The organism is Actinomadura rugatobispora, assembly GCF_055379765.1.
The window spans coordinates 7,777,159-7,800,459 of sequence record NZ_AP029191.1 but is presented as its reverse complement, the minus strand read 5'-3'; the positions used below and the strand labels follow the sequence as shown (position 1 = coordinate 7,800,459).

The window sequence follows — 23,301 nt, the reverse complement described above, 5'->3', positions numbered from 1 at the left end:
CGGCGTCAGGACAGGCCGGTGGCCCAGGGGTAGGACTTCAGGTACGGGTCGGGCTTGATCGGCTCCCTGGAGCTCCACACCTCCTTGATCAGGCCGTCGGGCTGGACCACCCCGATCCGGGCGGTCTTGTAGACGTGCTGGGTGGGGCCGTCGATGGTGACCTTGCCCTCCGGCAGCTCCAGGGACAGGCCCGCGGCGGCCTTCTTCACGGCGGCGACGTCGGTCGTCCCGGCCCGCTTGACCGCCTCGGCCCACAGGTGCACCGCGTTGTAGCCGGCCTCCATCGGGTCGGAGGTCACCGCGCCCTGGTGCTTGGCCTGGAACGCCTTGACGAACTTCTCGTTCGCCGCGCCCTTGGTGGTCTGGTAGTAGTTCCAGGCCACCGGCTGGCCGGCGATGTTGTCGACGCCGATGCCCTTGACCTCCTCCTCGGCGATGCTCACCGACATGACCGGCAGCCGGTCCGCGCCGAAACCGGCGCTCTTCAGCTGCTTGAAAAAGGCCACGTTGCTGTCGCCGTTGAGGGTGTTGAAGACCGCGTCCGGCTTGGCCTGGCTGATTTTATTGACCAGGGTGCTGTATTCGGTGTGCCCGAGCGGGGTGTACTCCTCGCCCAGGATCTGCATTCCGTTGGCCGCCGCGTACGCCTTGATGATTTTGTTCGCGGTGCGCGGGAAGACATAGTCGCTGCCCACCAGATAGATCTTCTTCTTGCCCTTTTCCTTGAGATAGTCGAGGCCGGGCACGATCTGCTGGTTGGTGGTGGCGCCGGTGTAGAAGATGTAGGGCGAACTCTCCAGTCCCTCGTACTGGACCGGGTACCACAGCAGCGCCTTGTTGCGCTCGAACACCGGCAGCATCGCCTTGCGGCTGGCCGAGGTCCAGCCGCCGAAGACGGTCGCGACCTTGTCCTTCCTGATGAGCTTCTGGGCCTTCTGGGCGAAGGTCGGCCAGTCGGAGGCGCCGTCCTCCACCACCGGCTCCAGCTTCTTGCCCAGCACGCCGCCCTTGGCGTTGATCTCCTCGATGGCCAGCGTCTCGGAGTTCTTGACCGTCACCTCGCTGATGGCCATGGTGCCGCTGAGCGAGTGCAGGATGCCGACCTTGATGGTGTTCCCGCCGCCTCCGCCGCTTCCCCCATTCGCTTCGTCACCGGATTCTCCACCGCATGCGGTGAGGAACGCGGCCGGCAGCAGGAGCGCCGCGGCCAATGGCCGCAAGAATGGTTTCCGCAACGATCGACTCCTCACAGACCGGCCCAGGGGCCACCGTTTTCTGTGACAAGTCTCCGGAAATAGATTTCTCCCTGGCGACCGTCGTGTTACAAGCGCTTTACGAAAGTCTCACTGGTCTGGCCGGGGCATGGTGCGGTCACGCAGCGGCGACGGAGGCGCGGAAACGCTCAGAGAATGCCCGGGACCAGCACCGAAAGGCAGGTGACGCACCCTTCCAGCGCCTCGAACTCGCTGATGTCGACCACCGTGACCCGCCACCCGTCGGCCGCCAGCAGCTCGGCCGTGCGCGGCGCGGACGCCGCCATCAGCAGATGCTCGGGGCCGAGCCGCACCACGTGCGCCCCCGACGGCTCCGGCACCACCCGCAGGCACGGCAGGACGGAGGTGTCGACATGCTGCGGCAGCCCGATCAGCGACCCGTCCGGCAGCGCCGCCATCACCGACTTCAGGTGCAGCGTCCCGTCCGTCGCCACCGGCACGACCCGGCGCCCGCCCATGAGGTGCGCCAGCTGGCAGACGCCCTCCTCGTTGGTGCGCGCGCCGCGGCCCACGTACACGGTGTCGCCGACCTGCAGCACGTCGCCGCCGTCCAGGGTGCCGGGCTCCTTGATCCGCGAGAGCCGCAGGCCCAGGTCGAGCGCCGCCCGCTCCGCGCCCTCCAGCTCCGCGCGCCGCCCGAGCGCCCCGGAGCGGCACAGCACCGCCGTGTCGCCCGCGACCACCAGGGCGTCCTCCACGAACACCGCGTCCGGGCAGCGGTCGGCCGGGGCCACCGCCCGCACCCGCCAGCCCGCTGCGCGCAGCGCGTCCACGTACGCCCCGTGCTGCCGCGCGGCCAGCCCGGTGTCCACCGGGCGGCGCTCCACATGGGTGACGATGCCGTCCGCGAGCCGCGGCCCGGGCGCCCTCACCAGCGCCGTTCCGGTCTCCAGCCGTCCCGCCCGCCGCCCGCTCCACTCGCCCATCGCAAGGCTCCACTCAGCAAGGGCCGTTCCGCCACGGCCACTCTGGCCCCGCGAGGACGCGGCCCGCAAGTTTCCTCACAAGGTTCAGCGAGCGGCGCCCTCGGTGGTGACGATCACGCCGAGGGCGTGCGCCCGGGACATCCCCAGCAGGTCGGCGACGCGGTGCAGCACGGCCCGCTCGGCGTCGCTGAGGGGCCCGTCGGCCAGCGCGACCCGGGCCGCCTGCGCCAGGAACCACTCCTTGGCCTCCATCGCCAGCTGCGCGCCCGCGCCGGCGACCTCCTGCTCCAGGAACGGCTCGGCCAGCCGCAGATCGGCCTCCACGGCCGCGTCGTCGTACCGGGCCTCGCCGTATCCCTGGACGGCCTCCGCCGCCCGCGCCCGCGCCGCCGGGTGCCCCGCCCCGCCCGCGCGCAGCACCAGCGCGGCGGCGGCCCGCATCCCGGCGGGCAGTGCCGCGGCCATCTGCCCCGCGGTCGGCTGGCGGAGGGCGCCGACGTCGAACCGGGTCCGGCAGGTGCGGCACTCGACGACCTCGCCCACCTGGTTGAGCGGGACCACGGGCAGGAAGAAGAGGGTGAACCAGCGTCTCCCCACCCGCTGCCGGTAGGACCGGTCGCCGCCGCAGCGCGGGCAGTGGAACGTGCCCTCGCCCACCGTGCGGAAGAACACCGACAGGCCGAAGATCAGGAACACCGGGACTCCCCTCCCATAACGGGCTCCCCACCAACCTACCGATCACCCGGCCCCGCCGTGCCCCGCGCCGTCCGCGCGCACCTGCCCCTTACGCTGGGTCCATGACTGGTGACCAGGCCTTTGGCGGGGATCCCGCGCGTTCCCAGGACCCGCCCGAGCCCCGCCCGCCCGAGGCCCGCCCGGACGCCGCGCACCCGTCCGCCCCGGACGCGGCCGGCACCGGCCCGTCCGACACCGGCTCGTCCGACACGGGCACGTCCGACACGGGCACGTCCGACACGGGCACGTCCGGTGCGGAGGGCGTGGGTGCGGGTGACGTGCGGAGCGGGGAGGCGCGGCCGGCGTTCCTGCCGCCCATGGACGGCCACCCGCCGCACCCGTTCCCGGCCTATCCGCCGCCGCCGTACGACCCGGCCTCCCAGGGCGCGGTCTGGAACGTCGCCGTGATCCTCGCGGGCTCGCTGCTGCTGGTCTCGGCGTTCCTGCCCTGGGCGGAGGCGCGCATCGTGGTCGACATCTTCGGCCGCACCCTCACCCGGGAGCTGGGCTCGATCGTGGGCGTCGAGGCCGACACCGTGGTCGCCGCGGTGCCCGTGCTGGCGACGGTCGCGATCGCCATGGCGTTCTGGGGCCTCATCGGACGCGACGTGCGCGTCTCCGCGCTCGGCGCCGTGCCGGGCATGCTGTCGCTGCTGGTCTGCGGGGTGTTCGTGCTGCGCCTGGACGACCTCAAGGACCGGCTGGCGGCGACGGAGCTGTCGGTCGGGTACGAGGTCGCGGCGGTGATCGGCTGGTATCTGGCGGTGGCGATGTCGCTGCTGGTCATCGGGTTCAGCCTGGCCCGTCCCGTCGCCGCGCGGATCGGCGCCGCCCGCCACGAGCGGTCCGGCGCTGAGCAGTACCCCTCCACGCCGCCCCAGGAGGCGGGCGCGGCCTGGCCGCAGCAGTCGGAGTTCGCGCAGCCGGAAGGCCCGCAGTGGTGGCCGACGCAGCCGATGCAGGCGCAGCCCGCGGAGGCCCCGCAGGGCGGCGAGGCGGAGGCGCCGGCCGGGCAGCCGCAGCAGCGGCCCGTCACGGGCGACTCCTCCTGGCAGAAGCCCGACTGACCGGCACCCGGAGCGGAGCGCCGGCGGAGTGGAGGGTGACGGTCAGTCCTGCTCTTGCCGGGGAGTCTGAGGGGTCGCCCCCTCAGAGTGTTACTGACGGCGCGCGTCAGTCGAAACCGAGCCTGCGCAGCTGCTTGGGGTCGCGCTGCCAGTCCTTGGCGACCTTGATCCGCAGGTCGAGGAAGACCTTGGTGCCCAGCAGCGCCTCGATCTGCCGGCGGGCCTGGGTGCCGACCTCGCGCAGCCGGGCGCCCTTGCCGCCGATGACGATGGCCTTCTGGCTCGGCCGCTCGACGAACAGGTGCGCGTACACGTCGATGAGGTCGTCGCGGCCCTCGCGGGGCGCCATCTCGTCCACGACCACGGCGATCGAGTGCGGCAGCTCGTCGCGGACGCCCTCCAGGGCGGCCTCGCGGATCAGCTCGCCGACCAGCACCGCCTCGGGCTCGTCGGTCAGGTCACCCTCGGGGTAGAGCGGCGGCCCCTCGGGCAGCCGCCGGATCAGCAGGTCGCCGACCAGCCCGACCTGGAAGCCGTCCCGCGCCGAGCAGGGCACGATGTCGGCGAACGGGACGCCCGCGGCGTCGCCCGTCGCGGCCACCGCGGTCAGCTGCTCGGCGACCCGCTCCGGCGGGACGAGGTCGGTCTTGGTGACGATCGCGACGACCGGGGTCTTCTTCACGTTCGCCAGCTCCCGCGCGATGAACCGGTCGCCGGGGCCCACGGCCTGGTCGGCGGGCACGCAGAAGCCGATCGCGTCGACCTCGGTGAGGGTGGAGCGCACCAGGCTGTCCAGCCGTTCCCCCAGCAGGGTGCGGGGCTTGTGCAGGCCGGGGGTGTCGACCACCACGAGCTGGGCGTCGGGACGGTGCACGATGCCGCGGATCGCCCTGCGGGTGGTCTGCGGACGGCTGCTGGTGATCGCCACCTTGGAGCCGACCAGGGCGTTCATCAGGGTCGACTTGCCCACGTTGGGCCGCCCGATGAAGCAGGCGAACCCGGATCGGTGGCCCTTGGCCGTGGTCTCTCCCAGCATCGTCACGCTGTCAATTGTCGCCTACCCCGGGCGCCGATCGTCCAGCGGCCGCAGCCCCTCGCGGTGGTCAGGCGGCGGGAGGGGCGTCCAGGCTGCGCAGCGCGTTGTGGGCGAGGCCGGTCCAGTACGCGGTGCCGGCCCGTTCGGCGACCTCGGCGGCGCGGCGGTAGTGGGCGGCGGCCTCGGCCGGGCGGTCCAGGAAGACGGCCAGTTCGCCGAGGGTCTGCCCGACCGGGCCGAGCGTGACGGCGCCGCAGGCGCCGCCGACGAGCCGGTCCTGGTACGGCAGCAGCTCCCGGTACGCCTCGGCGGCCGCCGCGCGCTGCCCCAGCGCGATCGCGCGCCGCCCCCGCAGGCACATGGTCAGGTCGAAGAAGTAGTCGTGGCGGGGCGGAGGGGCGTCCTGGACGACCCTCCGGGCCTCGGCGGCACGGCCCGCGGCGATGAGGGCCAGCGCGTGGATCTCGGCGGTGCCGCCGACGTGCCGCCACCGCTCCCACAGCCACCGGGACTCCTCCACCAGCTCGCCCTCGCGGCCCTGGGCGAACCGCACGCAGAAGACCCCGACGTGGGCTATGCCGCGCTCGATGTTCCAGGTGCCGGACATGGCGCAGGCGTCGGCGATCTCCGCGTAGGTGCGCGCGGCCTCGTCGAACCTGGCGTCGAGGGCGAGGCCGAGAGCGTCCAGCCAGGCGGCGATCATGCCCAGCAGCGGGAGCCCGAACCGCTCGGCCAGCCGGGTCCCGGCGTCCCGGTGCCGCCGGGCGGCGGCCAGGTCCACCGCGGCGATGGCGGCCTGCTGGAGCTGGAGGTGGGCCAGCACCCGGTACAGCCCCAGGCCGTGCTCGGTGGCCAGGTCGAGCAGCTCGGCGGCCAGCGCGCGGCGCTCGGTGAGCCCCTCGGCGGCGCGGTAGGCGTTGATGTACCGGCCGTTGATCGCGACGGCGAGCAGTTCGGGGCGGCCGAGTTCGCGGGCGATCCGCATCGCCTCCGCGGACGCCGCCACGCCGCGCCCGTCCCGCTCGCCCTCCAGCTCGATGGCCAGGCTGGCGAGCAGCCTGGCCCGCAGTTCGGGGTCGGTGACGCCGGCCAGGGCCTCCTCGGTGGCGTCGACGGCGTCCTGCTCGAAGGTGCCGTACTCGCGGGCGGTCCACAGCGTCGGCACGTCGAAGCCGACGATGACGCGGGCGAGCAGGCCGGCGTCGCCGAGGGAGCGGGCCGCGCCCAGCGCCCGGCCGCGGCGCGCGCGGGCCTCGAAGACGTCGCCCGCCAGCGCGCCGGAGCGGATGGCGCGGGCCTCCAGCTCCAGGCGGTCGCGGACGGCGCCGTCGCCGCGGGCGCGCAGCGCGTCGGCGGCGCGGCCCCACAGGTCGGCGGCGGCGCGGTGCGCGAACCGGGCCTCGGCCGCCTCCGCCGCAGCCCGCGCGTACCGGACGGCCTTGCCGGGGTCGGCGGCGCCCGCCTCCAGGTGTTCGAGGTGGTGGTGGGCGATGGCGGCGATCTCGGCGGGGCGGCGGCGTTCCAGCGCGGCGGCGGCGCGGCCGTGCAGGCGGGCGCGGCGGGCCCCCGACAGGCCGGTGTAGAGGGTGTCGCGGACGAGGTCGTGCGCGAACCGGACCCGGCCCGCGCCCGGCTCGGTCACCAGCCCGGCCGCCAGGCCCGCCTCCACGGCGTCGATGACGGCGTCCTCGTCGCCGCCGGACACGTCGGTGAGGACGCCCAGGTCGGCGTCGCGGCCGACGACCGCCGCGCACCGCAGGACCGCCTGCGCGTCCTCGGGAAGCCGCGCGATCCGGCGGCGCAGCACGTCGCCGACGCCGGCGGGGACCAGGCGGGTGGCGGCGTCCACGCCCTCGGCGTCCAGGAGCCGGGCGGTCTCGCGGGTGAAGAACGGGTTGCCGCCGGTGCGCTCGGCGATCACGGCGACCTCGGCGTCGCCGACCTCGGCGGCGCAGGTCGCGCGGACCAGGGCGGCGATGTCGGCGGCGGGAAGGCCGGCCAGTTCCAGGCGCAGCGGCTCGTGCCGGGCGAGGGCGGCCAGGGCGTCCTGCAGCCGTTCGGACGACTCGGTGCGGCGGTAGGTGCCGACCAGCAGCACGGGCCGGCCGCGGAGGCGGCGCGGGAGGGCGGCCAGCAGCGCGAGGGTCTCCTGGTCGGCCCAGTGCAGGTCGTCCAGGACGAGGAGCAGCGGCGCGCGCGAGGCCAGCCCGGCGAGGTAGTCGCCGACGGCGAGGTGGAGCCGGAAGCGGCCGGTGGTGGCGTCCTCGTGGACGTTTCCCCGCGCGTGGTGCGGCGCGGGACCGGTGTGGGAGAGCAGCGGTGCCAGCCGTCCGGCGAGGTCGCCGGGCGGGGGTCCGGCCGCGGCGAGCCCGCGCAGCAGTTCGGCCCAGGGCCAGGCCGCGGGGGCGCTTCCGGTCTCGGCGGCACCGCCCCACCCGCAGGTCCAGCCGTCGCCGGTGAGGAGTCCGGCGAGGCGCTCGGCCAGGGCGGTCTTGCCCATTCCGGCGTCCCCGGCGACGAGGACGAGGCCGCACCGGGTCCCGGCGGCGGCGTCGCGGGCCGCGGCGGTCAGCCGTTCCAGCTCGTCCCGCCGCCCGACGAAGACCGGGCCCGTCTCGCGGACGAGGGCGGGCGCGCGCGACGCGCCGGAGGCGAGCAGGGGCGACGGCTCGGGCATGACGAGAAGGCGGGGCCGAGCCGCCCGGGGACCCGCCGTGAGCTCGGGCGCCTGCGCCAGGATGTCGGACTCCAGGCGGCGCAGTGCCGGGCCGGGGTCCACGCCCAGTTCCTCGGCCAGGGTGGCGCGGGCGCGGCGCAGCGCCGCGAGCGCGTCGCCCTGACGGCCCGTCCGGTAGAGGGCGAGCGCGAGCAGCCGCCACGCCTCCTCGCGCAGCGGGTTCCCGGCGGCGTGCGCCTCCAGGTCGGGCACGGCCTCGGCCGCCGCGTCCAGCCGCAGCATCGCCTCGGCGCGGCGCTCGGTGGCCAGGCGGCGGCGCTCGTCCAGGCGGGCCGCCTCCGCGACGGCCCAGGGCAGGTCGGCGAACTCGGCGTACGCCGGGCCCCGCCACTCCCCCAGCGCGCCCTCCGCGCACCGCCGGGCCCCGGCGGGATCGTCGCCGTCCAGCCGCTCGGCCGCCTCGTCGACCAGCGCGTCGAACCGCCAGGCGTCCACGGCGCCGTCCGGCAGCCGCAGCGCGTACCCGGGCGGCGCCGTGACCAGCACCCGGGCCGGGGTCCGCGGCGGCCGTCCCGGCTCCAGCGCCCGGCGCAGATGGGAGACGAACGACTGCAGGCCCGCCGGGGCCCGGGAGGGGGCCTCGCCGGGCCACAGATCGGCGACCAGGCCGTCGGCGGGGACCATCCGGCCGCGCGCCACCACCAGCCGGGCCAGCACCGAGCGCTGGCGGGGCCCGCCGAGATCGGCCGGGGCCCCGTCCACCCACGCCTCGAAACTGCCGAGCACACGCACGTTCGCCATTTCCCGGCCAGCCTAAACCGGGGTTCCGGCGCTCTCTTTCCGACTCCCGCGGCGGCTGACGGCGCCGCGCTCCGCCGCAGGTCAGGCGGGTCCGGGCTCGGCTCGCGGGTCAGACGCGGCCGAGCTCGCGCTCGCCCGGCTCCGCGGACGCGCCGCCCTCGGCCTCGCGGGAGGCCGCGTACGCGGGGCCGTCCGCGCCGTGCGGATCGAACGAAGGAAGCAGCCGGTCGAGGGGGCCCGGCAGCCACCAGTTCGCCCGTCCCAGCAGCGCCATCGTCGCCGGCACGAGCACCAGCCGCACCACGGTCGCGTCCAGCGCGACCGCCACCGCCAGCCCGACGCCCATCTGCTTGATCACCAGCCCGGGATCCATCGCGAATCCGAGGAACACCGCCACCATGATCAGCGCCGCGCTGGTGATCACCCGCCCGGTGACGGCCAGCCCGGTCGACACCGAGCCGCGCGCGTCCCCCGTCCGCAGCCACTCCTCCCGCACCCGCGACAGCAGGAACACCTCGTAGTCCATCGACACCCCGAACAGCACCGCGAACATCAGCAGCACGATGAAGCTGGACACCGGCACGCTGTGCGGCAGGCCGAGCAGCTCCGCGCCCCACCCCCACTGGAACACCGCGGTCAGCACGCCGTAGGCCGCGCCGATCGACAGCAGGTTCATCGCGGCGGCCTTCAACGGCGCCAGCAGCGACCTGAAGACGATCATCAGCATGAGGAACGAGGTGGCGACCACGGCCCCGATCACCGGCCACAGCCGCTCGTCCAGGATCCGGCTGAGATCGACGTACGCGGCGGTCAGCCCGGTGATCTCGGCCCCCGGCGGCAGCACCTCCGCGCGCAGCCGGTCGACGAGCTCGGTGGCGCGCTCGTCCTGCGGGCCGTACTCCGGCGTGACCACCAGCACCGCGGCGCCGCGGTCCGGCGACACCTGCGGCGGCGCCACCGACACGACCCCGCCGGCCGCGGCGAGCCGCGCCCGCAGCCCCTCGGCGTCGGGCGACACGCGCAGGTCCACCGCGACCAGCAGCGGCCCGTTGGCGCCCGCCCCGTACGACTCCTCCACCAGGTCGTAGGCCTGCCGCACGGTGTTGGACGCCGGCTCGCTGCTGGCGTCGCTCGGCCAGGTCCGCATGCCCAGCGCCGGGGCGGCCAGCGTCAGCATCAGCACGAGCGCGGCCAGCAGCCACGGCCACGGGCGGCGCCCGACATGCTCGGCCCAGCGCCGCACCCGCGGCGACTCCGCCCCGATCGTGGCGCCCTCGGCCCGGTCGCGGCGGCGCAGCACCCGCCGTCCCGCCAGGCCCAGCACGGCCGGCAGCAGCGTCACCGCACTCGCCACGGTCGCCGCCACCACGATCCCGGTGGCGAAGCCCATGGTCATGAACACCGGGACGCGCGACAGCACCAGCCCGCACAGCGCCAGCAGCACGGTGAACCCGGCGAAGAGCACCGACAGCCCGGCGGTGGCGTTGGCGCGGCCGGCCGCCTCGGCGACCTCCAGCCCCTCGGCCAGCCCCTCGCGATGCCGGGTGAGGATGAACAGGGCGTAGTCGATCCCGACGCCGAGGCCGGTCATCATCGCCAGCGTCGGCGCCGTCGTCGCCACGTTCGCGAACGCGGCCAGGACGAAGATCCCCGAGACGCCGGCGCCCAGCCCCGCCAGCGCCACCGCGAGGGGCAGCCCGGCCGCGACCACCGACCCGAACGCCAGCAGCAGGATCACCAGGGCCGCCACGACGCCGACCGCCTCGGCGACACCGCCGGGCGCCGTCACGTTCTCCGGCACCTGCCCGCCGAACTCCACCTGCTCCCCCGCCGCCGTCAGGCCGCGGGTGGCCTCCCGCAGACGGTCGAGGGTCTCGCCGGGCGCCAGGTCGGTGACCGGCACGTCGTACCGGACCGTGATCAGCGCGGTCGCCCCGTCCCGGCTCGGCCGCACCGGGTCGACGGCGCTGACGTGCGGCAGCGCGCCCAGCCGCTGCCGCGCCGCCGCCAGCCCCGCCTGGTCCAGCGCGCCCCCGTCCCGGGCGTGGACGACCACCCGCGCGTCCGCGCCCGACAGCGCCGGGAACCGCTCCTTCAGGAGATCGGCGGCGCGCTGCGAGCCCGTCCCGGCCAGGGTGTAGTCGTCGTGCAGCGAACCCCCGGCGACGCCCGCGGCGCCCCCGATCGCGGCCACCACCAGCACCCAGACCGCGATGAACCGCCAGGGCCGCCGCGCCGCGGCCCTTCCCAGGCGGTAAAGCAAACGAGACATCTCGTCCCCCATGGCAGTGCTCCGTTGACGCACCGAGCCTCGCCCGCACCGCTTGGCGGCCGCTTGCCGCCCGCTTGCGACGCCGCCCGCGGCCCGCCGCCGCGCAGGTCACCCTCTAGGCTTTGACCGTGAGCGACATGAACCCCGAGGACGCCAAGATCATCACCCTGGCCCGGTCCGCCCGCGCCCGCGCGGGCGCCGCCGAGGGGGCCGCGGTACGCGACGAGAACGGCCGCACCTACTCGGCGACGACCGTCGAACTGCCGTCCCTGAAGCTGACCGCCCTCCAGGTGGCGGTGGCGATGGCCGTCTCCAGCGGCGCCGAGGACCTGGAGGCCGCCGCGGTGGTCACCGCCGCCGACACCGCCCGCCCCGGCGACGTCTCCGCCGTGCGCGACCTGGGCGCCAAGGCCGCCATCCTGGTGGCCGCCCCGGACGGCTCCCTCCGCACCACGCTCACCTGATGCCCCCGGCTCATGACGCCCCGGCTCATGACGCCCCGGCTCAGCGTCCGGGGCGGGCGTGTTCGTCCTGGAGCCTGTGGACGGCGCGCGCCGCGATCCTCTGCATCGACGGACCGGCGACGGCCTCACCCGCCGCCGCGACCACGAGCAGGTCGTCCCGGGAACGCGCCCAGAACATCGCGAGATCGATGCCCCCGCGACCACGACCGGCATAGGTGACGGCGACGGCGTCGCGCACCCCGGCGGGACGCCGCGCGCGGGCCCGGTCGAGGACCGCCTCGCGCGGCCCGACAAGCATCCGGATCCTCGGACACCCGGCCACCGCCGCCCGGACCCGTGTGATGTACCGTCCGGCCGCGCCGGGCGGGAGCCTCACCAGGTGCTCGGCCATCGTCGCGGGCGGCTGCGACCGGTAGAACACCGCCAGTCCCCGGGGCGCGCCGCGGGTATCGTCCGGGCGCCGCACGTCGGCGAGCGCCAGCATCCGCGCGCACGCGGGGTCGTGCGGCCGCAGCCCGGTGAACACGTCCTGCCGCTCCGCGGGCAGGAACCCCTCCCCCTGAACGTCGGCAGGCGCCAGCAGCGAGGCCCCAGCCAGACGTCCGGACGGCTCACCCGTCGGCCTGCCGGGCGGTGCCAGCGGCTCGGCCGGCGTCAACCCCCCGCCGCACCCCGCGACCGCCACCAGGGCGACCCCGGCGACACACACCGGCCCGTGAACGAAGCGCGACATGGGTGCCCCCGAACGTACTCAACACCCACCATCATTCCCGGAAAGTAACGAACCAACCCCGGAGAGCAAGCGCCGCCTCCGCCGGCCACCGAGCGTCCCAGCCGGCCGCGCCCCGGTCAGCCGGCGGCCTGGTGGGCCTCGGCCTCCTGCTCGGACGGCTCGGGAAGCCGGTGCACCAGGACCGTGCCGATCCGGTTGCGGCGGCCCGCGATGCTCTCGGCCTTCAGCGACAGCCCGGCCACCGTCGCTGTGGAACCCTCGATCGGGACACGGCCGAGGGCGTGCGCCAGCAGCCCGCCCACCGTCTCGACCTCCTCCACCTCGATCCCCACCTCGAACAGCTCGGCGAGGTCCTCCACCGGCAGCCGGGCGGTGACCCGGGCGGTGGACTCGTCCAGCCACTCCACCCGCGGGGTCTCCACGTCGTACTCGTCGGCGATCTCGCCCACGATCTCCTCGAGGATGTCCTCGATGGTGACCAGCCCGGCGGTGCCGCCGTACTCGTCGATCACCACGGCCAGGTGGATCTGCCGGGCCTGCATCTCCCGCAGCAGCTCGTCGATCGGCTTGCTGTCGGGAACGTAGGTCGCCGGGCGCATCACCGACTCGACGGTCTCCACCGACTCGCCCTCGCGGTGCTCGTGGCCGCGCCGCACCACGTCCTTGAGGTAGGCGATGCCGACCACGTCGTCCTCGTTCTCGCCCACCACCGGGATCCGGGAGAACCCGCTGCGCAGCGCCAGCGTCAGGGCCTGCCGCAGCGTCTTGCCGCGCTCGATGAACACGATGTCGGTGCGCGGCACCATGACCTCGCGGACCAGGGTGTCGCCCAGCTCGAACACCGAGTGGATCATCTCCCGCTCGTCCGGCTCGATCAGGCTGCGCTGCTCGGCCAGGTCGACCAGGTCGCGCAGCTCGGCCTCGGACGCGAACGGCCCCTCGCGGAACCCCTTGCCCGGGGTGAGCGCGTTGCCGAGCAGGATCAGCAGCCGCGGCAGCGGGCCGAACACCCGGGTCACCGGATGGATCACCGCCGCGCCGGCCAGCGCGATCCGGTCGGCGTGCTGCAGGCCCAGGGTCCGCGGGCCCACCCCGACCACCACATAGCTCACCACGATCATGATCGCGGCGGCGGTGACGTAGGCCCGCCACGTCTCGTCCAGCCACGAGATGCACAGATCGGCCACGATCACCGTGGCGACCAGCTCGCAGCTGATCCGCAGCAGCAGCACCATGTTGAGGTAGCGGGCCGGGTCGGCCACGACCGCGGCCAGCCGGGCCGCGCCGCGCCGCTCCTCGCGCACCAGCTCCTCGACGCGCACCCGCGACACCCGCGCCAGCGCCGCCTCGGTGCCCGCCAGCAGCCCGGCCGTGCACACCAGCGCCACGGCCAGCGCCAGCAGCCACCCCTGAGCGGAACTCATGCCTGCCCCGCCTCCCCGCCGGACGGGAGGGGCCGGGGGGACCGGACGCGGCGACGGGAGGGGATCATCGCCGGCCGCGTTTCTCCTGCCAGGCGTTCAGCAGGTCGGCCTGCAGGCCGAACATCTCCTTGTGCTCCTCGGGCTCGGCGTGGTCATAGCCCAGCAGGTGCAGGATGCCGTGCGTGCACAGCAGCTCCAGCTCCTCGCCCCGCCCGTGGCCGGCCTGACCGGCCTGCCGATCGGCGACCGCGGGGCACAGCACCACGTCGCCCAGCAGCCCCGGATCGGTCTCGCCGTCCTCGTCGGCGCCGCCGGACATGTGGCCGGGCCGCAGCTCGTCCATCGGGAAGGCCAGCACGTCGGTCGGGCCGGGCTCGCCCATCCACTTCTCGTGCAGCTCGCTCATCGCGGTCTCGTCGACCAGCAGCACCGACAGCTCGGCCAGCGGGTGCACGCGCATCCCGTCCAGGACGTGCCGGGCCAGCGCGGACAGGGCGTTCTCGTCGACCTCGACGCCCGACTCGTTCAGCACCTCGATGCTCACCGGCCGCGCCCCCGCCCCGGACCCGGCTCCCCGGCCATCTAGCGGCCCCGCTTGCGGGACGACGGGCCGCGCGCGCCCTGCTTGATCGCGGGGACGCTGGACTCCCTGGACGCGTCGTAGCGGCTGTAGGCGTCGACGATGTTGGTGACCAGCTTGTGCCGGACGACGTCGTGGCTGTTCAGCCGGCAGAAGTGGATGTCCTCCACGCCCTCGAGGATGTCCTGCACCACCCGCAGCCCGCTCTGCTGCCCGCCCGGCAGGTCGACCTGGGTGACGTCGCCGGTCACCACGACCTTGGAGCCGAAGCCCAGCCGGGTCAGGAACATCTTCATCTGCTCCGGCGAGGTGTTCTGCGCCTCGTCCAGGATGATGAAGGAGTCGTTCAGCGTCCTGCCGCGCATGTACGCCAGCGGGGCCACCTCGATGGTGCCGGCCGCCATCAGGCGCGGGATCGAGTCGGGGTCGACCATGTCGTGCAGCGCGTCGTACAGCGGCCGCAGGTAGGGGTCGATCTTCTCGTAGAGCGTGCCGGGCAGGAACCCCAGCCGCTCCCCCGCCTCGACCGCCGGCCGGGTCAGGATGATCCGGTTGACCTGCTTGTCCTGCAGCGCCTTGACCGCCTTGGCCATGGCCAGGTAGGTCTTGCCGGTGCCGGCGGGGCCGATGCCGAACACGATCGTGTGCTTGTCGATCGCGTCGACGTACCGCTTCTGGTTGAGCGTCTTGGGCCGGATGGTGCGGCCCCGGCTGGACAGCACGTCCAGGGTCAGCACCTCGGCCGGGCGCTCCTCGGTCTGGTTCCGCAACATCGCCAGGCTGCGCTCCACGGCGTCGGGGGTCAGCTGCGTCCCGCTCCTGAGCAGGTCGATCAGCTCGGAGAAGAGGCTGGACACCAGCTCGGACTCGGACTCGGGGCCGGTCACGGTGATCTCGTTGCCCCGGACATGGATGTCGCTGTGGAAAGCGCGCTCGATGACGTGGAGCAACTCATCCCGGGAGCCCAGCAGGCTCACCATCGAATGGTCGTCCGGCACCACGATCTTGATCTGGGACCGCGCGCCGGCGTCGGCGCGTCCCGCGTGAGTTGATTCGACCATCAGCCGGGCCTTACGGCCTCTCCGACCTGCCTTCTCTCGTCCGGATGTCTCCTGCCTGTGTCCCTTCCAATGGTACTGGCCGCCCGCGACGGAGCGCCGCTGTATTTCCGCTCGCCCGCCCCCGTACGCCACCCGCGAAACGGCGGGGCGGAGATCGGGCGCGGGACGGCGCGGTGGAGCGTTCCGGGCGCCGGTCGGCGCGGCCCGCCCCGGCGGGCGGTCAGCCGGGCGGCCAGTTCAGGCCACGGCCGCCCAGGACGTGCGCGTGCACGTGGAAGACGGTCTGCCCGGCCTGGGGACCGGTGTTGAAGACGATGCGGTAGCCGCCCTCCGCCACGCCCTCGTCCTCGGCGACCTGGCGGGCCTCCCCCAGCAGCTCGGCCAGCAGCTCGGGGTCGGCGGCGGCCAGCTCGCCCACGGTCGGGTGGTGCTCACGCGGGATGACCAGCACGTGCGTGGGCGCCTGCGGGTTGATGTCGCGGAACGCGACCGTCCCCGCCGACTCGCGCACGATCTTGGCGGGCACGTCCCCCGAAACGATCTTGCAGAACAGGCAGTCCGTCATCGCTCTCCTCCCGCCGGCCATGGTGCCGGAGATCCTATCGAGACCGGCCGTCCCATGGCCCGCGGAGCCCCGCTGAGAATCGGCTCGCACTGATCAACCTCTGGGCGGTTTCAGACCCATTCGGTCCGGCCGCTGGATTATGGTTGTCAGCCCAGGCGTACCTCCGGCCCGTCAGTAGCGTGCCTCGCCTTCCGACCGGTCGGTTCGCCGCTCCACGCCGCAGTCGGGGCGATCGTCCGACAACGCGGCCGGGGTCGGTTGAAGGCGGCGGACAGGTGACTGAGGCGAGAGCAGTACAGCATGCCCTTTCGTACGGTGGCGTATAGGTGACCGAGGCAAGACAGACGATGCCCTTTCGTAAACCCGACGACGAGGGTGGGCGTCCCACTGACGTGACCGAGACCCTCGTGGCCAGGGGCACGGCCGGGGCGGTGGCCGTGGCCTGGGACGCGGACCAGGCCGTGACCGCGCTCTACAGTGCCAACTACCGATCGCTGGTACGCCTCGCCGCCATGCTGGTGCGCGACGCCGGGACGGCCGAGGAGGTCGTCCAGGACGCGTTCGTGGCCATGCACGGCGGATGGCGGCGCCTCCGCGATCCCGACAAGGCCCTGTCCTACCTGCGGCAGTCGGTGGTCAACCGGTCGCGGTCGGTGCTGCGGCACCGCGCCGTCGTCGAGAAGTACGCCCCCAAGGGCCTGCCGGACGCGCCGAGCGCGGAGGCGGGCGCCATCGGGGAGCTCGAGCGCTCCGCGGTGATCCAGGCGCTGCACAGGCTGCCCACCCGGCAGCGCGAGGCGCTGGTGCTGCGATACTACGCCGATCTGTCCGAAGCGGAGATCGCCCAGACGATGGGCATCTCCCGAGGTGCCGTCAAGAGCCATACGGCACGCGGCATGGCCGCGCTACGCAACATCCTGGAGCAGTTCACATGACCACCGACCCCCACGACGAGCACGGCGAGATCCTCCGCCGCGCCCTGCACGCGGAGGCGGCGGGGGTCATACCCTCGGCCGACGGCCTGGAGAAGATCCGGAGCCGTATCGACGATCGCGCGCAGCACAGGTTCGGCTGGGACTGGTTCACGGCGATCTGGGCCCGCCCCGTGCTGGCCGTGGCCGTCGCCGTCCTCATCGCCGGCATCGGCGTCACCGCTCCGCAGACGATCGACCTCATCCAGTCGGCGGGCAGCAACGGCACCTCCGAGAAGGGGCGGCACAACAGCTCCGACGGCGATCCCACCGGTCCGCAGGGCGTCCCGCCCAACGCGCAGCCGCCCGCCTCCGCCGTCCCCAGCGAGAGCGGCGACCCGAGCGAGACCGGCACGCCGTCGCCCGCCGCGTCGCCCGGCTCCCCCGCCTGCGCCGGCACGACCCCGGCCCCGAGCACGGCCGGCACCCCGAGCCCCGCCCCGAGCGGCGGGTCCGGCGGCGGCACGCCGCCCTCGGCGTGCCCGGGCCCCTCGACGTCCCCGTCGCCGTCGCCGTCGCCGTCCGACACCGGTTCGACCGACCCGGGCCCGACGACCCCGAGCGACCCGCCGATCAGCGAGGAGCAGCCCGTCCCGGCCCAGTCCGAGGGCTCCTCCGCCCAGTAACCCCGCCGCCGCACGGGCCGGTGAGACACCGGCCCGGTCCCACGCCCCGCGCGGCCGGTCCGTGTGTCTACCAGCGGCCGGTGGCCGCCATGAGGACTGACAGGGCGGCGACGCCCGCCGTGGAGGTCCGCAGCACCGTCGGGCCCAGGCGCACCGTGCGGGCGCCCGCCGCCGCGAACGCCGCCAGCTCCTCCTCGGTGATCCCGCCCTCCGGCCCGACCACCGCGATGATCTCCCCGGTGGCCGGCGGCCTGACCGCGCTGAGCGGCCCCTCCGCCTCCTCGTGCAGGACCAGCGCGGCGGACGCCGCCGCGAGCCGTCCGGCGACCCGGTCGGTCGTGGCGAGCTCCGCGACCTCCGGCAGGCGGCTGCGGCGGGCCTGCTTGGCGGCCTCCCGCGCGGCGGACCGCCAGCGGCCCAGCGCCTTCTCGCGGCGCTCGGGACGCCACTGGGTGACGCAGCGGGCCGCCGCCCACGGGACGATCTCGTCCACGCCCGCCTCGGTCATCGTCTCCACCGCCAGCTCGCCGCGCTCCCCCTTGGGCAGCGCCTGGACGACCACCAGCCGCGGCTCGGGCGCCGGGCGCCGCTCGCGGGCCAGCACGTCCAGGGTCAGCGACGACCGGTCGGCCGTGACGACGACGCACTCGGCCAGCAGCCCGGCGCCGTCGGTCAGGTCGACGCGCTCGCCGGGCCGCAGCCGCTTCACGGTGGCGGCGTGCCGCCCCTCGGGGCCGTCCAGGACGACCCGCTCCCCCTCCAGACCGGCGGTCTCGGCGAGGAACACCGGCGGACTCATCGGCATCTCCTGGCGTCCGGTGCGGCCGCCGCCGGCCGCACCGCGCTCCTACTGGTTGAAGACGTCCCGGAGCCTGGAGAACACGCTCCGCTGCCCCGGTGCGAACTTGCCGGGCGGGCGCTCCTCGCCGCGCAGCTGCGCCAGGCGGCGCAGGAGCTCCTCCTGCTCCTCGTCGAGCTTGCCCGGGGTCTCGACGTTGACATGGATGTGCAGGTCGCCGCGGCCGCTCTCGTTGAGATGCCGGACGCCGCGCCCGTACAGCCTGATCACCTGGCCGGACTGGGTGGCCGGCTTGATGTCGACGTCCTCGGCGCCGTCCAGCGTCTCGACGGTGACGCTGGTGCCCAGCGCCGCGGCCGTCATCGGGATCTCGACCGTGCAGTGCAGGTCGTCGCCCTCCCGCTCGAAGATCGCGTGCGGCTTCTCCACGATCTCCAGGAACAGGTCGCCGGGCGGGCCGCCGCCCGGGCCGACCTCGCCCTCGCCGGCCAGCTGGATGTGGATGCCGTTCTCCACGCCCGCCGGGATCTTGACCTTGACGGTGCGGCGGGTGCGGACCCGGCCGTCCCCCGAGCACTCCTGGCACGGGGTGCGGATCACGCTGCCGAAGCCGCCGCACTGCGGGCACGGCCGGGCCGTCATGACCTGGCCCAGGAACGAGCGCTGCACCTGCTGCACCTCACCCCGCCCGTGGCAGGTGTCGCAGGTGTCCGGGTGGGTGCCGGGCGCGCAGCCCGAGCCACTGCAGGTGGTGCACGCCACCGCCGTGTCGATGGACAGCTCGCGGGTGGTGCCGAACGCGGTCTCGTCCAGGCCGAGCTCCACCCGCAGCGTCGCGTTGCGGCCGCGGCGGGCGCGGGTGCGCGGCCCGCGGGAGGCCGCGCTGCCGAAGAAGGCGTCCATGATGTCGCTGAACGGGAATCCGGCGCCGCCGAAGCCGCCCGCCCCGGCGCCCGCGCCGCCCGGTGCGAACGGGTCGGCGCCCAGGTCGTACATCTCGCGCTTCTTCGGGTCGGAGAGCACCTCGTAGGCCTGGGTGATCTCCTTGAACCGCTCCTGGGTCTCCGGGTCCGGGTTCACGTCCGGGTGAAGCTCCCGGGCCAGCCGGCGGTAGGCCTTCTTGACCTCGTCCGGGCTGGCGTCGCGGCGGACGCCGAGGGTCGCGTAGTAGTCGTTGGCCACTTACGACCCCGCCAGGATCTGTCCGACGTAGCGTGCCACTGCCCGTACCGCTCCCATCGTGCCGGGGTAGTCCATGCGTGTAGGCCCGAGCACTCCCAGCCGGGCCAGGGTCATGTCGCCGACCCCGTAATCGGCGACGACCACCGAGGTCGATCGGAGCCCCTCGTCGGGGTTCTCGGTGCCGATCCGCACCGTAACTGTAGAGGAGTCGCCCGTCTCCCCGAGCAGCCTCATCAGGACCACCTGCTCCTCCAGCGCCTCGAGCACCTCGCGCAGGCTCTGCGAGAAGTCCACCGCCGCCAGGTTGGCCGCGCCGGCGAAGACGATCTTCTCATCGTGCTTCTCCACCAGCGTCTCCAGCAGCACCGAGAGCACGGCGGCCGTCACCGGCCGGTCCTCGGGCTGCACCCGGTCCGGCAGGTCGGCCACCGCGGCCGGGACCTCGCCGAGCCCGCACCCGTCCAGGCATGTGTTGAGCAACGCCCGCAGGTGCCCGATCGATTCCTCGGACAGCTGCGCGGGCGCCTCGATCAAGCGCTGCTCGACCCGCCCGGTGTTGGTGATCAGGACCAGCAGCAGCCGGTGGTCGGCCACCGGGACCAGTTCGACGTGCCGGACCGACGAGCGGGTGAGCGAGGGGTACTGCACCACCGCGACCTGCCGGGTGAGCTGGGCCAGCAGCCGCACCGTGCGGCCGACCACGTCGTCGAGGTCGTAGGCGCCGGTGAGGAAGGTCTCGATCGCGCGGCGCTCCGCGCCCGACAGCGGCTTGATCGTCGACAGCCGGTCGACGAACAGCCGGTAGCCCTTGTCGGTCGGGACGCGGCCCGCGCTGGTGTGCGGCTGGTGGATGTAGCCCTGCTCCTCCAGCACCGCCATGTCGTTGCGGATCGTCGCCGGGGACACGCCGAGGTTGTGCCGGTCGACCAGCGTCTTGGACCCGACCGGCTCGTTGGTGGACACGTAGTCCTCGACTATGGCCCGCAGGACCGCGAGTTTCCTGTCGTCGAGCACGTGGTCACCTCCTCTGCCCCCGGTACTGGCACTCCATACTTCCGAGTGCCAAGTGTACGGCCAGGCGAGCCGCATTCGGAGATGCCGGACCGCCCGGGCTCTCGTTAGAGTCCTGAACGTGCAGAGCAAGGACTACGGCGACGACGTTCTGGCGGGCGACTGGCGGCGGCCCCGCAAGGGGACCATCCCGGAGATCCCGGCCGAGAACGGCCTGGTCGCCGAGGACCCGGACAGCGGATTCTGCGGCGCCGTGGTCGGATGCGACAAGTTCGGCGTCACGCTCGAGGACCGTTTCGGCAAGCGGCGCGTGTTCCCGCTCGCCAAGGCGGGGTTCCTCATCGACGGCCGGCCGGTGACGCTCGTCCGTCCCACCGGAGCGGCGCCGGGGTCCCCGGGCGGCGCGGGTGGAGCCGGCGGCGGCCAGGGTCGGCCGGTGCGGTCGGCGTCCGGGTCGATCGCCGTGCGGGGCCTGCGCGCACAGGTCGCCAAGGAGAGCCGCATCTACGTCGAGGGCGTCCACGACGCGGAGCTCGTCGAGAAGATCTGGGGCCACGACCTGCGCGTGGAAGGCGTCGTCGTGGAGTACCTGGAGGGCGTCGACGACCTCCCGGCCATCGTGGACGAGTTCGCGCCGGGCCCGGGACGCCGCCTGGGGGTGCTGGTCGACCACCTCGTCGAGGGCTCCAAGGAGAGCCGCATCGCCGCTCAGGTGTCCTCGCCCCACGTGCTCATCACGGGCCACCCCTTCATCGACATCTGGGAGGCCGTCAAGCCTTCGACGGTGGGAATTTCCGCGTGGCCGCGCGTCCCCCGCGGCGTACCCTGGAAAGAAGGTGTGCTCACCGCGCTCGGCTGGGGGGACGACGTGCGTGCCGGATGGAAACGGATCCTCGGATCGGTCGCCACCTACACCGACCTGGAACCCTCCCTCCTGGGCCGTGTCGAAGAGCTCATCGACTTCGTCACCGCGCCGGAGCCCTGAACCTCCTGACCGCACCGCGCCATCCAAGGGGTGGCGGCACCTATCTATCTCCATATCGCCAACTGCCCGATCAGTCCCCGCGCCTTAGATCGATCGCCTCCGTCAGCGACCCCCACGAGGAGAACGCGATGTCGTACGGGCCTCCGGAACAGCCAGGGTACGGACAGCAGCAGCCGGGCCACGGTCAAGCCCCGCACGGGCACGATCCCTACGGGCAGGACCCGTACGGGCAGGGCGCCGGGGGGCAGAACCCCGGCCAAGGCCAGCAGCCCGGGTACGGTCAGGCGCCCGGGTACGGACAGGCCGGTCACGACCCCGGCTACGGGGCCTACGGGCAGGCTCCGGGGTACGGTCAGGCCCCGGCCTACGGCGGCCAGATGCAGCCCTACGGCGCCCCCTATGGGCAGGGCGCGACGTCCGACGAGCGCACCTGGGCCCTCATGGGCCATCTGGGGCAGTTCCTGCTGGGGTTCATCGCCCCGCTGCTGCTCTTCCTGATCAAGAAGGACGAGTCGGCGTTCCTGCGCCACCACGGCGCCCAGGGCCTCAACCTGGCGATCAGCCAGACCGTCTACCTGATCGTCAACCTGGTGCTGAGCGTGGTCACGCTCGGGATCTGGCTCATCCCGACGCTGGCGCTGGGCGTGGCGCAGATCGTCTACCTGATCCTGGCCGCCGTGGCGGGCAACCGCGGCGAGTGGTACACCTTCCCGACCATCATGGCCTGGCCCATGATCAAGTAGGCCGCGGACCTGGTCGGGCACGCCCCGGCCCGGCCCGGCCCGGCCCGGCGCGGCCGGTCAGGTGAGGTCGCGGACGACGGCGTCGGCGAGCAGGCGGCCGCGCAGGGTGAGGACGGCGCGGCCCCGCTCGTACGGGCCGGGCTCGACGAGGCCGTCGGCGATGGCGCGCCGTACCGCCGCGTCGTCCAGCAGGCCGGCCGGGCAGCCCTCGGCCAGCCGCAGTTCCAGCATGACGCGCTCGATGTGCCGGTCATCGTCGTCCAGGACCTCGCGGGCGTGCGCGGGCGTGACCTTCTCGGCCAGCCGGGCGGCGTACGCGGCGGGATGCTTGACGTTCCACCAGCGGGTGCCGCCCACGTGGCTGTGCGCGCCGGGCCCGACGCCCCACCAGTCGGCGCCGGTCCAGTAGAGGAGGTTGTGGCGGCAGGCGGCGTCCGGGGTCGCGGCCCAGTTGGAGATCTCGTACCAGCTCAGCCCCTGGGCGGACAGCAGTTCGTCTGCCATGAGGTAGCGGTCGGCCATCGCGTCGTCATCGGGCGGGGTCAGTTCCCCCCTCCGCACCTGCGCGGCCAGGCGGGTCCCCTCCTCCACGATCAGCGCGTAGGCGGACACGTGGTCGGGGCCTGCCGCCAGCGCCGCCTCCAGGGAGGCCCGCCAGTCGTCATCGCTCTCACCCGGAGTGCCATAGATCAGGTCCAGGTTGATGTGCTCGAAGCCGGCCTTGCGCGTCCAGTCGACGACCTGGGGGATCCGGCCCGGGGTGTGGGTGCGGTCCAGGACGGCCAGCACGTGCTCGCGCGCGCTTTGCATGCCGTACGAGACGCGCGTGAACCCGTTCTCCCGCAGGCGTTCCAGGTAGCGGTCGTCCACCGATTCCGGGTTGGCCTCCGTGGTGATCTCGGCGTTCCCGGCCAGGCCGAACTCGGCGTCGATGGCCCCGAGGATCCGCCCCAGGTCTTCGGGAGGCAGCAGGGTGGGTGTGCCTCCCCCCACGAACACCGTTTCCACGGGCAGGTCCGCGTCGCCCAGCACACGGCGGGCCAGCCGTACCTCCTCGATCGCCGTCTCGGCATAGGAGTCACGGCTCGCCCCGGGGCCGAGCTCTGTGGCGGTGTAGGTGTTGAAGTCGCAGTAGCCGCACCGCGTCACGCAGAACGGGACGTGCACGTAGAAGGCGAACGGCCGCTTCCCCAGCCCGTCCAGGGCGCTCAGGGGCAGCGCACCATCGGCGGGTACCGGGTCACCGTCGGGCAGGGTAGAGGGCACCCTTCAAGTCTGCCCCGCCCGACGCCCTGCTCCGTCCCGCGCCGCCGCGTCCAAGGCGAGCCGACCAGGGCCCAGGGATACACAGCGCCCGGCCGGCGGCCCC

Annotated in this window: 21 protein-coding genes; 6 read left to right on the top strand and 15 right to left on the bottom strand. The window is 74.0% G+C overall.

Annotated features, from left to right (window positions below; genetic code table 11):
• Window positions 1-5 precede the first annotated feature (5 nt).
• From urtA to ACZ466_RS34930, 3 genes are all read right to left on the bottom strand, one after another.
• On the bottom strand, window positions 6-1,211 hold the full coding sequence (gene urtA / locus ACZ466_RS34940; protein ID WP_464041799.1) for an urea ABC transporter substrate-binding protein: 1,206 nt from the start codon (window positions 1,209-1,211) through the stop codon (window positions 6-8).
• Between the two features lie 191 nt (window positions 1,212-1,402).
• The gene (gene ddaH, locus ACZ466_RS34935) at window positions 1,403-2,200 is read right to left on the bottom strand and encodes a dimethylargininase (RefSeq protein ID WP_378285782.1); all 798 of its coding nucleotides are present in this window, start codon (window positions 2,198-2,200) and stop codon (window positions 1,403-1,405) included.
• Between the two features lie 84 nt (window positions 2,201-2,284).
• Window positions 2,285-2,896, bottom strand: a complete 612-nt coding sequence (locus ACZ466_RS34930) for a tellurite resistance TerB family protein (protein ID WP_378285781.1) — start codon at window positions 2,894-2,896, stop codon at window positions 2,285-2,287.
• A gap of 101 nt (window positions 2,897-2,997) precedes the next feature.
• Between ACZ466_RS34930 and ACZ466_RS34925 the strand changes: the two genes are divergently transcribed.
• Window positions 2,998-4,002, top strand: coding sequence for a hypothetical protein (locus ACZ466_RS34925; protein ID WP_378285780.1), 1,005 nt, complete (start codon window positions 2,998-3,000; stop codon window positions 4,000-4,002).
• A 106-nt stretch (window positions 4,003-4,108) separates the two neighbouring features.
• Here ACZ466_RS34925 and era read toward each other — a convergent pair whose 3' ends face one another.
• The 3 genes from era to ACZ466_RS34910 all read right to left on the bottom strand — a co-directional run bounded on the left by era (window position 4,109) and on the right by ACZ466_RS34910 (window position 10,788).
• The gene (era, locus tag ACZ466_RS34920; RefSeq protein WP_378285850.1) at window positions 4,109-5,038 is read right to left on the bottom strand and encodes a GTPase Era; all 930 of its coding nucleotides are present in this window, start codon (window positions 5,036-5,038) and stop codon (window positions 4,109-4,111) included.
• A gap of 67 nt (window positions 5,039-5,105) precedes the next feature.
• Entirely contained in the window at window positions 5,106-8,516 is a 3,411-nt protein-coding gene (locus ACZ466_RS34915; protein WP_464041798.1) for a BTAD domain-containing putative transcriptional regulator, read from the bottom strand.
• 109 nt (window positions 8,517-8,625) lie between these two features.
• Complete coding sequence (locus ACZ466_RS34910; protein WP_378288894.1) at window positions 8,626-10,788, bottom strand: MMPL family transporter; 2,163 nt, start codon at window positions 10,786-10,788, stop codon at window positions 8,626-8,628.
• A 137-nt stretch (window positions 10,789-10,925) separates the two neighbouring features.
• Between ACZ466_RS34910 and ACZ466_RS34905 the strand changes: the two genes are divergently transcribed.
• Window positions 10,926-11,252, top strand: coding sequence for a cytidine deaminase (locus ACZ466_RS34905; protein ID WP_378288966.1), 327 nt, complete (start codon window positions 10,926-10,928; stop codon window positions 11,250-11,252).
• Between the two features lie 40 nt (window positions 11,253-11,292).
• On the opposite strand, the gene ACZ466_RS34900 is transcribed toward ACZ466_RS34905, so the two are convergent.
• The 5 genes from ACZ466_RS34900 to ACZ466_RS34880 all read right to left on the bottom strand — a co-directional run bounded on the left by ACZ466_RS34900 (window position 11,293) and on the right by ACZ466_RS34880 (window position 15,615).
• Window positions 11,293-11,985: a hypothetical protein gene (locus ACZ466_RS34900; protein ID WP_378288896.1), complete on the bottom strand. Its 693-nt coding sequence runs from the start codon at window positions 11,983-11,985 to the stop codon at window positions 11,293-11,295.
• 116 nt (window positions 11,986-12,101) lie between these two features.
• Window positions 12,102-13,409, bottom strand: coding sequence for a hemolysin family protein (locus tag ACZ466_RS34895; protein ID WP_378288898.1), 1,308 nt, complete (start codon window positions 13,407-13,409; stop codon window positions 12,102-12,104).
• Between the two features lie 64 nt (window positions 13,410-13,473).
• Window positions 13,474-13,953, bottom strand: a complete 480-nt coding sequence (ybeY, locus tag ACZ466_RS34890; RefSeq protein ID WP_378288900.1) for an rRNA maturation RNase YbeY — start codon at window positions 13,951-13,953, stop codon at window positions 13,474-13,476.
• Window positions 13,954-13,991: 38 nt separating this feature from the next.
• Window positions 13,992-15,050 (bottom strand): PhoH family protein, encoded by a 1,059-nt coding sequence (locus tag ACZ466_RS34885; RefSeq protein ID WP_378288902.1) that lies wholly within the window; start codon window positions 15,048-15,050, stop codon window positions 13,992-13,994.
• Between the two features lie 220 nt (window positions 15,051-15,270).
• Window positions 15,271-15,615: a histidine triad nucleotide-binding protein gene (locus ACZ466_RS34880; RefSeq protein WP_378288904.1), complete on the bottom strand. Its 345-nt coding sequence runs from the start codon at window positions 15,613-15,615 to the stop codon at window positions 15,271-15,273.
• A 347-nt stretch (window positions 15,616-15,962) separates the two neighbouring features.
• On the opposite strand from ACZ466_RS34880, the gene ACZ466_RS34875 reads away from it, so the two are divergent.
• Window positions 15,963-16,550, top strand: a complete 588-nt coding sequence (locus ACZ466_RS34875) for a SigE family RNA polymerase sigma factor (RefSeq protein WP_378288968.1) — start codon at window positions 15,963-15,965, stop codon at window positions 16,548-16,550.
• Window positions 16,547-17,212 carry a hypothetical protein gene (locus ACZ466_RS34870; RefSeq protein WP_378288906.1) on the top strand — a complete coding sequence of 222 codons (666 nt, stop codon included), beginning with the start codon at window positions 16,547-16,549 and terminating at the stop codon, window positions 17,210-17,212. The genes ACZ466_RS34875 and ACZ466_RS34870 overlap by 4 nt, the downstream gene beginning before the upstream one ends.
• 67 nt (window positions 17,213-17,279) lie before the next feature.
• Here the strand turns inward: ACZ466_RS34870 and ACZ466_RS34865 are convergent, their stop codons facing one another.
• The 3 genes from ACZ466_RS34865 to hrcA are packed head-to-tail and all read right to left on the bottom strand — an operon-like array spanning window position 17,280 to window position 20,207.
• Window positions 17,280-18,011: a 16S rRNA (uracil(1498)-N(3))-methyltransferase gene (locus ACZ466_RS34865; protein WP_378288908.1), complete on the bottom strand. Its 732-nt coding sequence runs from the start codon at window positions 18,009-18,011 to the stop codon at window positions 17,280-17,282.
• A 48-nt stretch (window positions 18,012-18,059) separates the two neighbouring features.
• Complete coding sequence (gene dnaJ / locus ACZ466_RS34860) at window positions 18,060-19,193, bottom strand: molecular chaperone DnaJ (protein ID WP_378288910.1); 1,134 nt, start codon at window positions 19,191-19,193, stop codon at window positions 18,060-18,062.
• Entirely contained in the window at window positions 19,194-20,207 is a 1,014-nt protein-coding gene (hrcA, locus tag ACZ466_RS34855) for a heat-inducible transcriptional repressor HrcA (protein ID WP_378288912.1), read from the bottom strand.
• Window positions 20,208-20,325: 118 nt separating this feature from the next.
• Here hrcA and ACZ466_RS34850 point away from each other — a divergent pair, with 118 nt between their 5' ends.
• On the top strand, window positions 20,326-21,189 hold the full coding sequence (locus tag ACZ466_RS34850; protein ID WP_378288914.1) for a DUF3097 domain-containing protein: 864 nt from the start codon (window positions 20,326-20,328) through the stop codon (window positions 21,187-21,189).
• Between the two features lie 128 nt (window positions 21,190-21,317).
• Entirely contained in the window at window positions 21,318-21,932 is a 615-nt protein-coding gene (locus ACZ466_RS34845) for a DUF4870 domain-containing protein (protein WP_378288916.1), read from the top strand.
• 57 nt (window positions 21,933-21,989) lie between these two features.
• On the opposite strand, the gene hemW is transcribed toward ACZ466_RS34845, so the two are convergent.
• Window positions 21,990-23,198 carry a radical SAM family heme chaperone HemW gene (hemW, locus tag ACZ466_RS34840; protein ID WP_378288918.1) on the bottom strand — a complete coding sequence of 403 codons (1,209 nt, stop codon included), beginning with the start codon at window positions 23,196-23,198 and terminating at the stop codon, window positions 21,990-21,992.
• Window positions 23,199-23,301: the final 103 nt, after the last annotated feature.

Bases quoted from the DNA above. Each gene is read 5' to 3' on its own strand.
- ddaH (WP_378285782.1), bottom strand. From the start codon at position 2,200: ATGGGCGAGTGGAGCGGGCGGCGGGCGGGACGGCTGGAGACCGGAACG.
- ACZ466_RS34925 (WP_378285780.1), top strand. From the start codon at position 2,998: ATGACTGGTGACCAGGCCTTTGGCGGGGATCCCGCGCGTTCCCAGGAC.
- era (WP_378285850.1), bottom strand. From the start codon at position 5,038: ATGCTGGGAGAGACCACGGCCAAGGGCCACCGATCCGGGTTCGCCTGC.
- ACZ466_RS34915 (WP_464041798.1), bottom strand. From the start codon at position 8,516: ATGGCGAACGTGCGTGTGCTCGGCAGTTTCGAGGCGTGGGTGGACGGG.
- ACZ466_RS34910 (WP_378288894.1), bottom strand. From the start codon at position 10,788: ATGTCTCGTTTGCTTTACCGCCTGGGAAGGGCCGCGGCGCGGCGGCCC.
- ACZ466_RS34905 (WP_378288966.1), top strand. From the start codon at position 10,926: ATGAACCCCGAGGACGCCAAGATCATCACCCTGGCCCGGTCCGCCCGC.
- ACZ466_RS34900 (WP_378288896.1), bottom strand. From the start codon at position 11,985: ATGTCGCGCTTCGTTCACGGGCCGGTGTGTGTCGCCGGGGTCGCCCTG.
- ACZ466_RS34895 (WP_378288898.1), bottom strand. From the start codon at position 13,409: ATGAGTTCCGCTCAGGGGTGGCTGCTGGCGCTGGCCGTGGCGCTGGTG.
- ACZ466_RS34885 (WP_378288902.1), bottom strand. From the start codon at position 15,050: ATGGTCGAATCAACTCACGCGGGACGCGCCGACGCCGGCGCGCGGTCC.
- ACZ466_RS34880 (WP_378288904.1), bottom strand. From the start codon at position 15,615: ATGACGGACTGCCTGTTCTGCAAGATCGTTTCGGGGGACGTGCCCGCC.
- ACZ466_RS34875 (WP_378288968.1), top strand. From the start codon at position 15,963: ATGCCCTTTCGTAAACCCGACGACGAGGGTGGGCGTCCCACTGACGTG.
- ACZ466_RS34870 (WP_378288906.1), top strand. From the start codon at position 16,547: ATGACCACCGACCCCCACGACGAGCACGGCGAGATCCTCCGCCGCGCC.
- ACZ466_RS34865 (WP_378288908.1), bottom strand. From the start codon at position 18,011: ATGAGTCCGCCGGTGTTCCTCGCCGAGACCGCCGGTCTGGAGGGGGAG.
- ACZ466_RS34845 (WP_378288916.1), top strand. From the start codon at position 21,318: ATGTCGTACGGGCCTCCGGAACAGCCAGGGTACGGACAGCAGCAGCCG.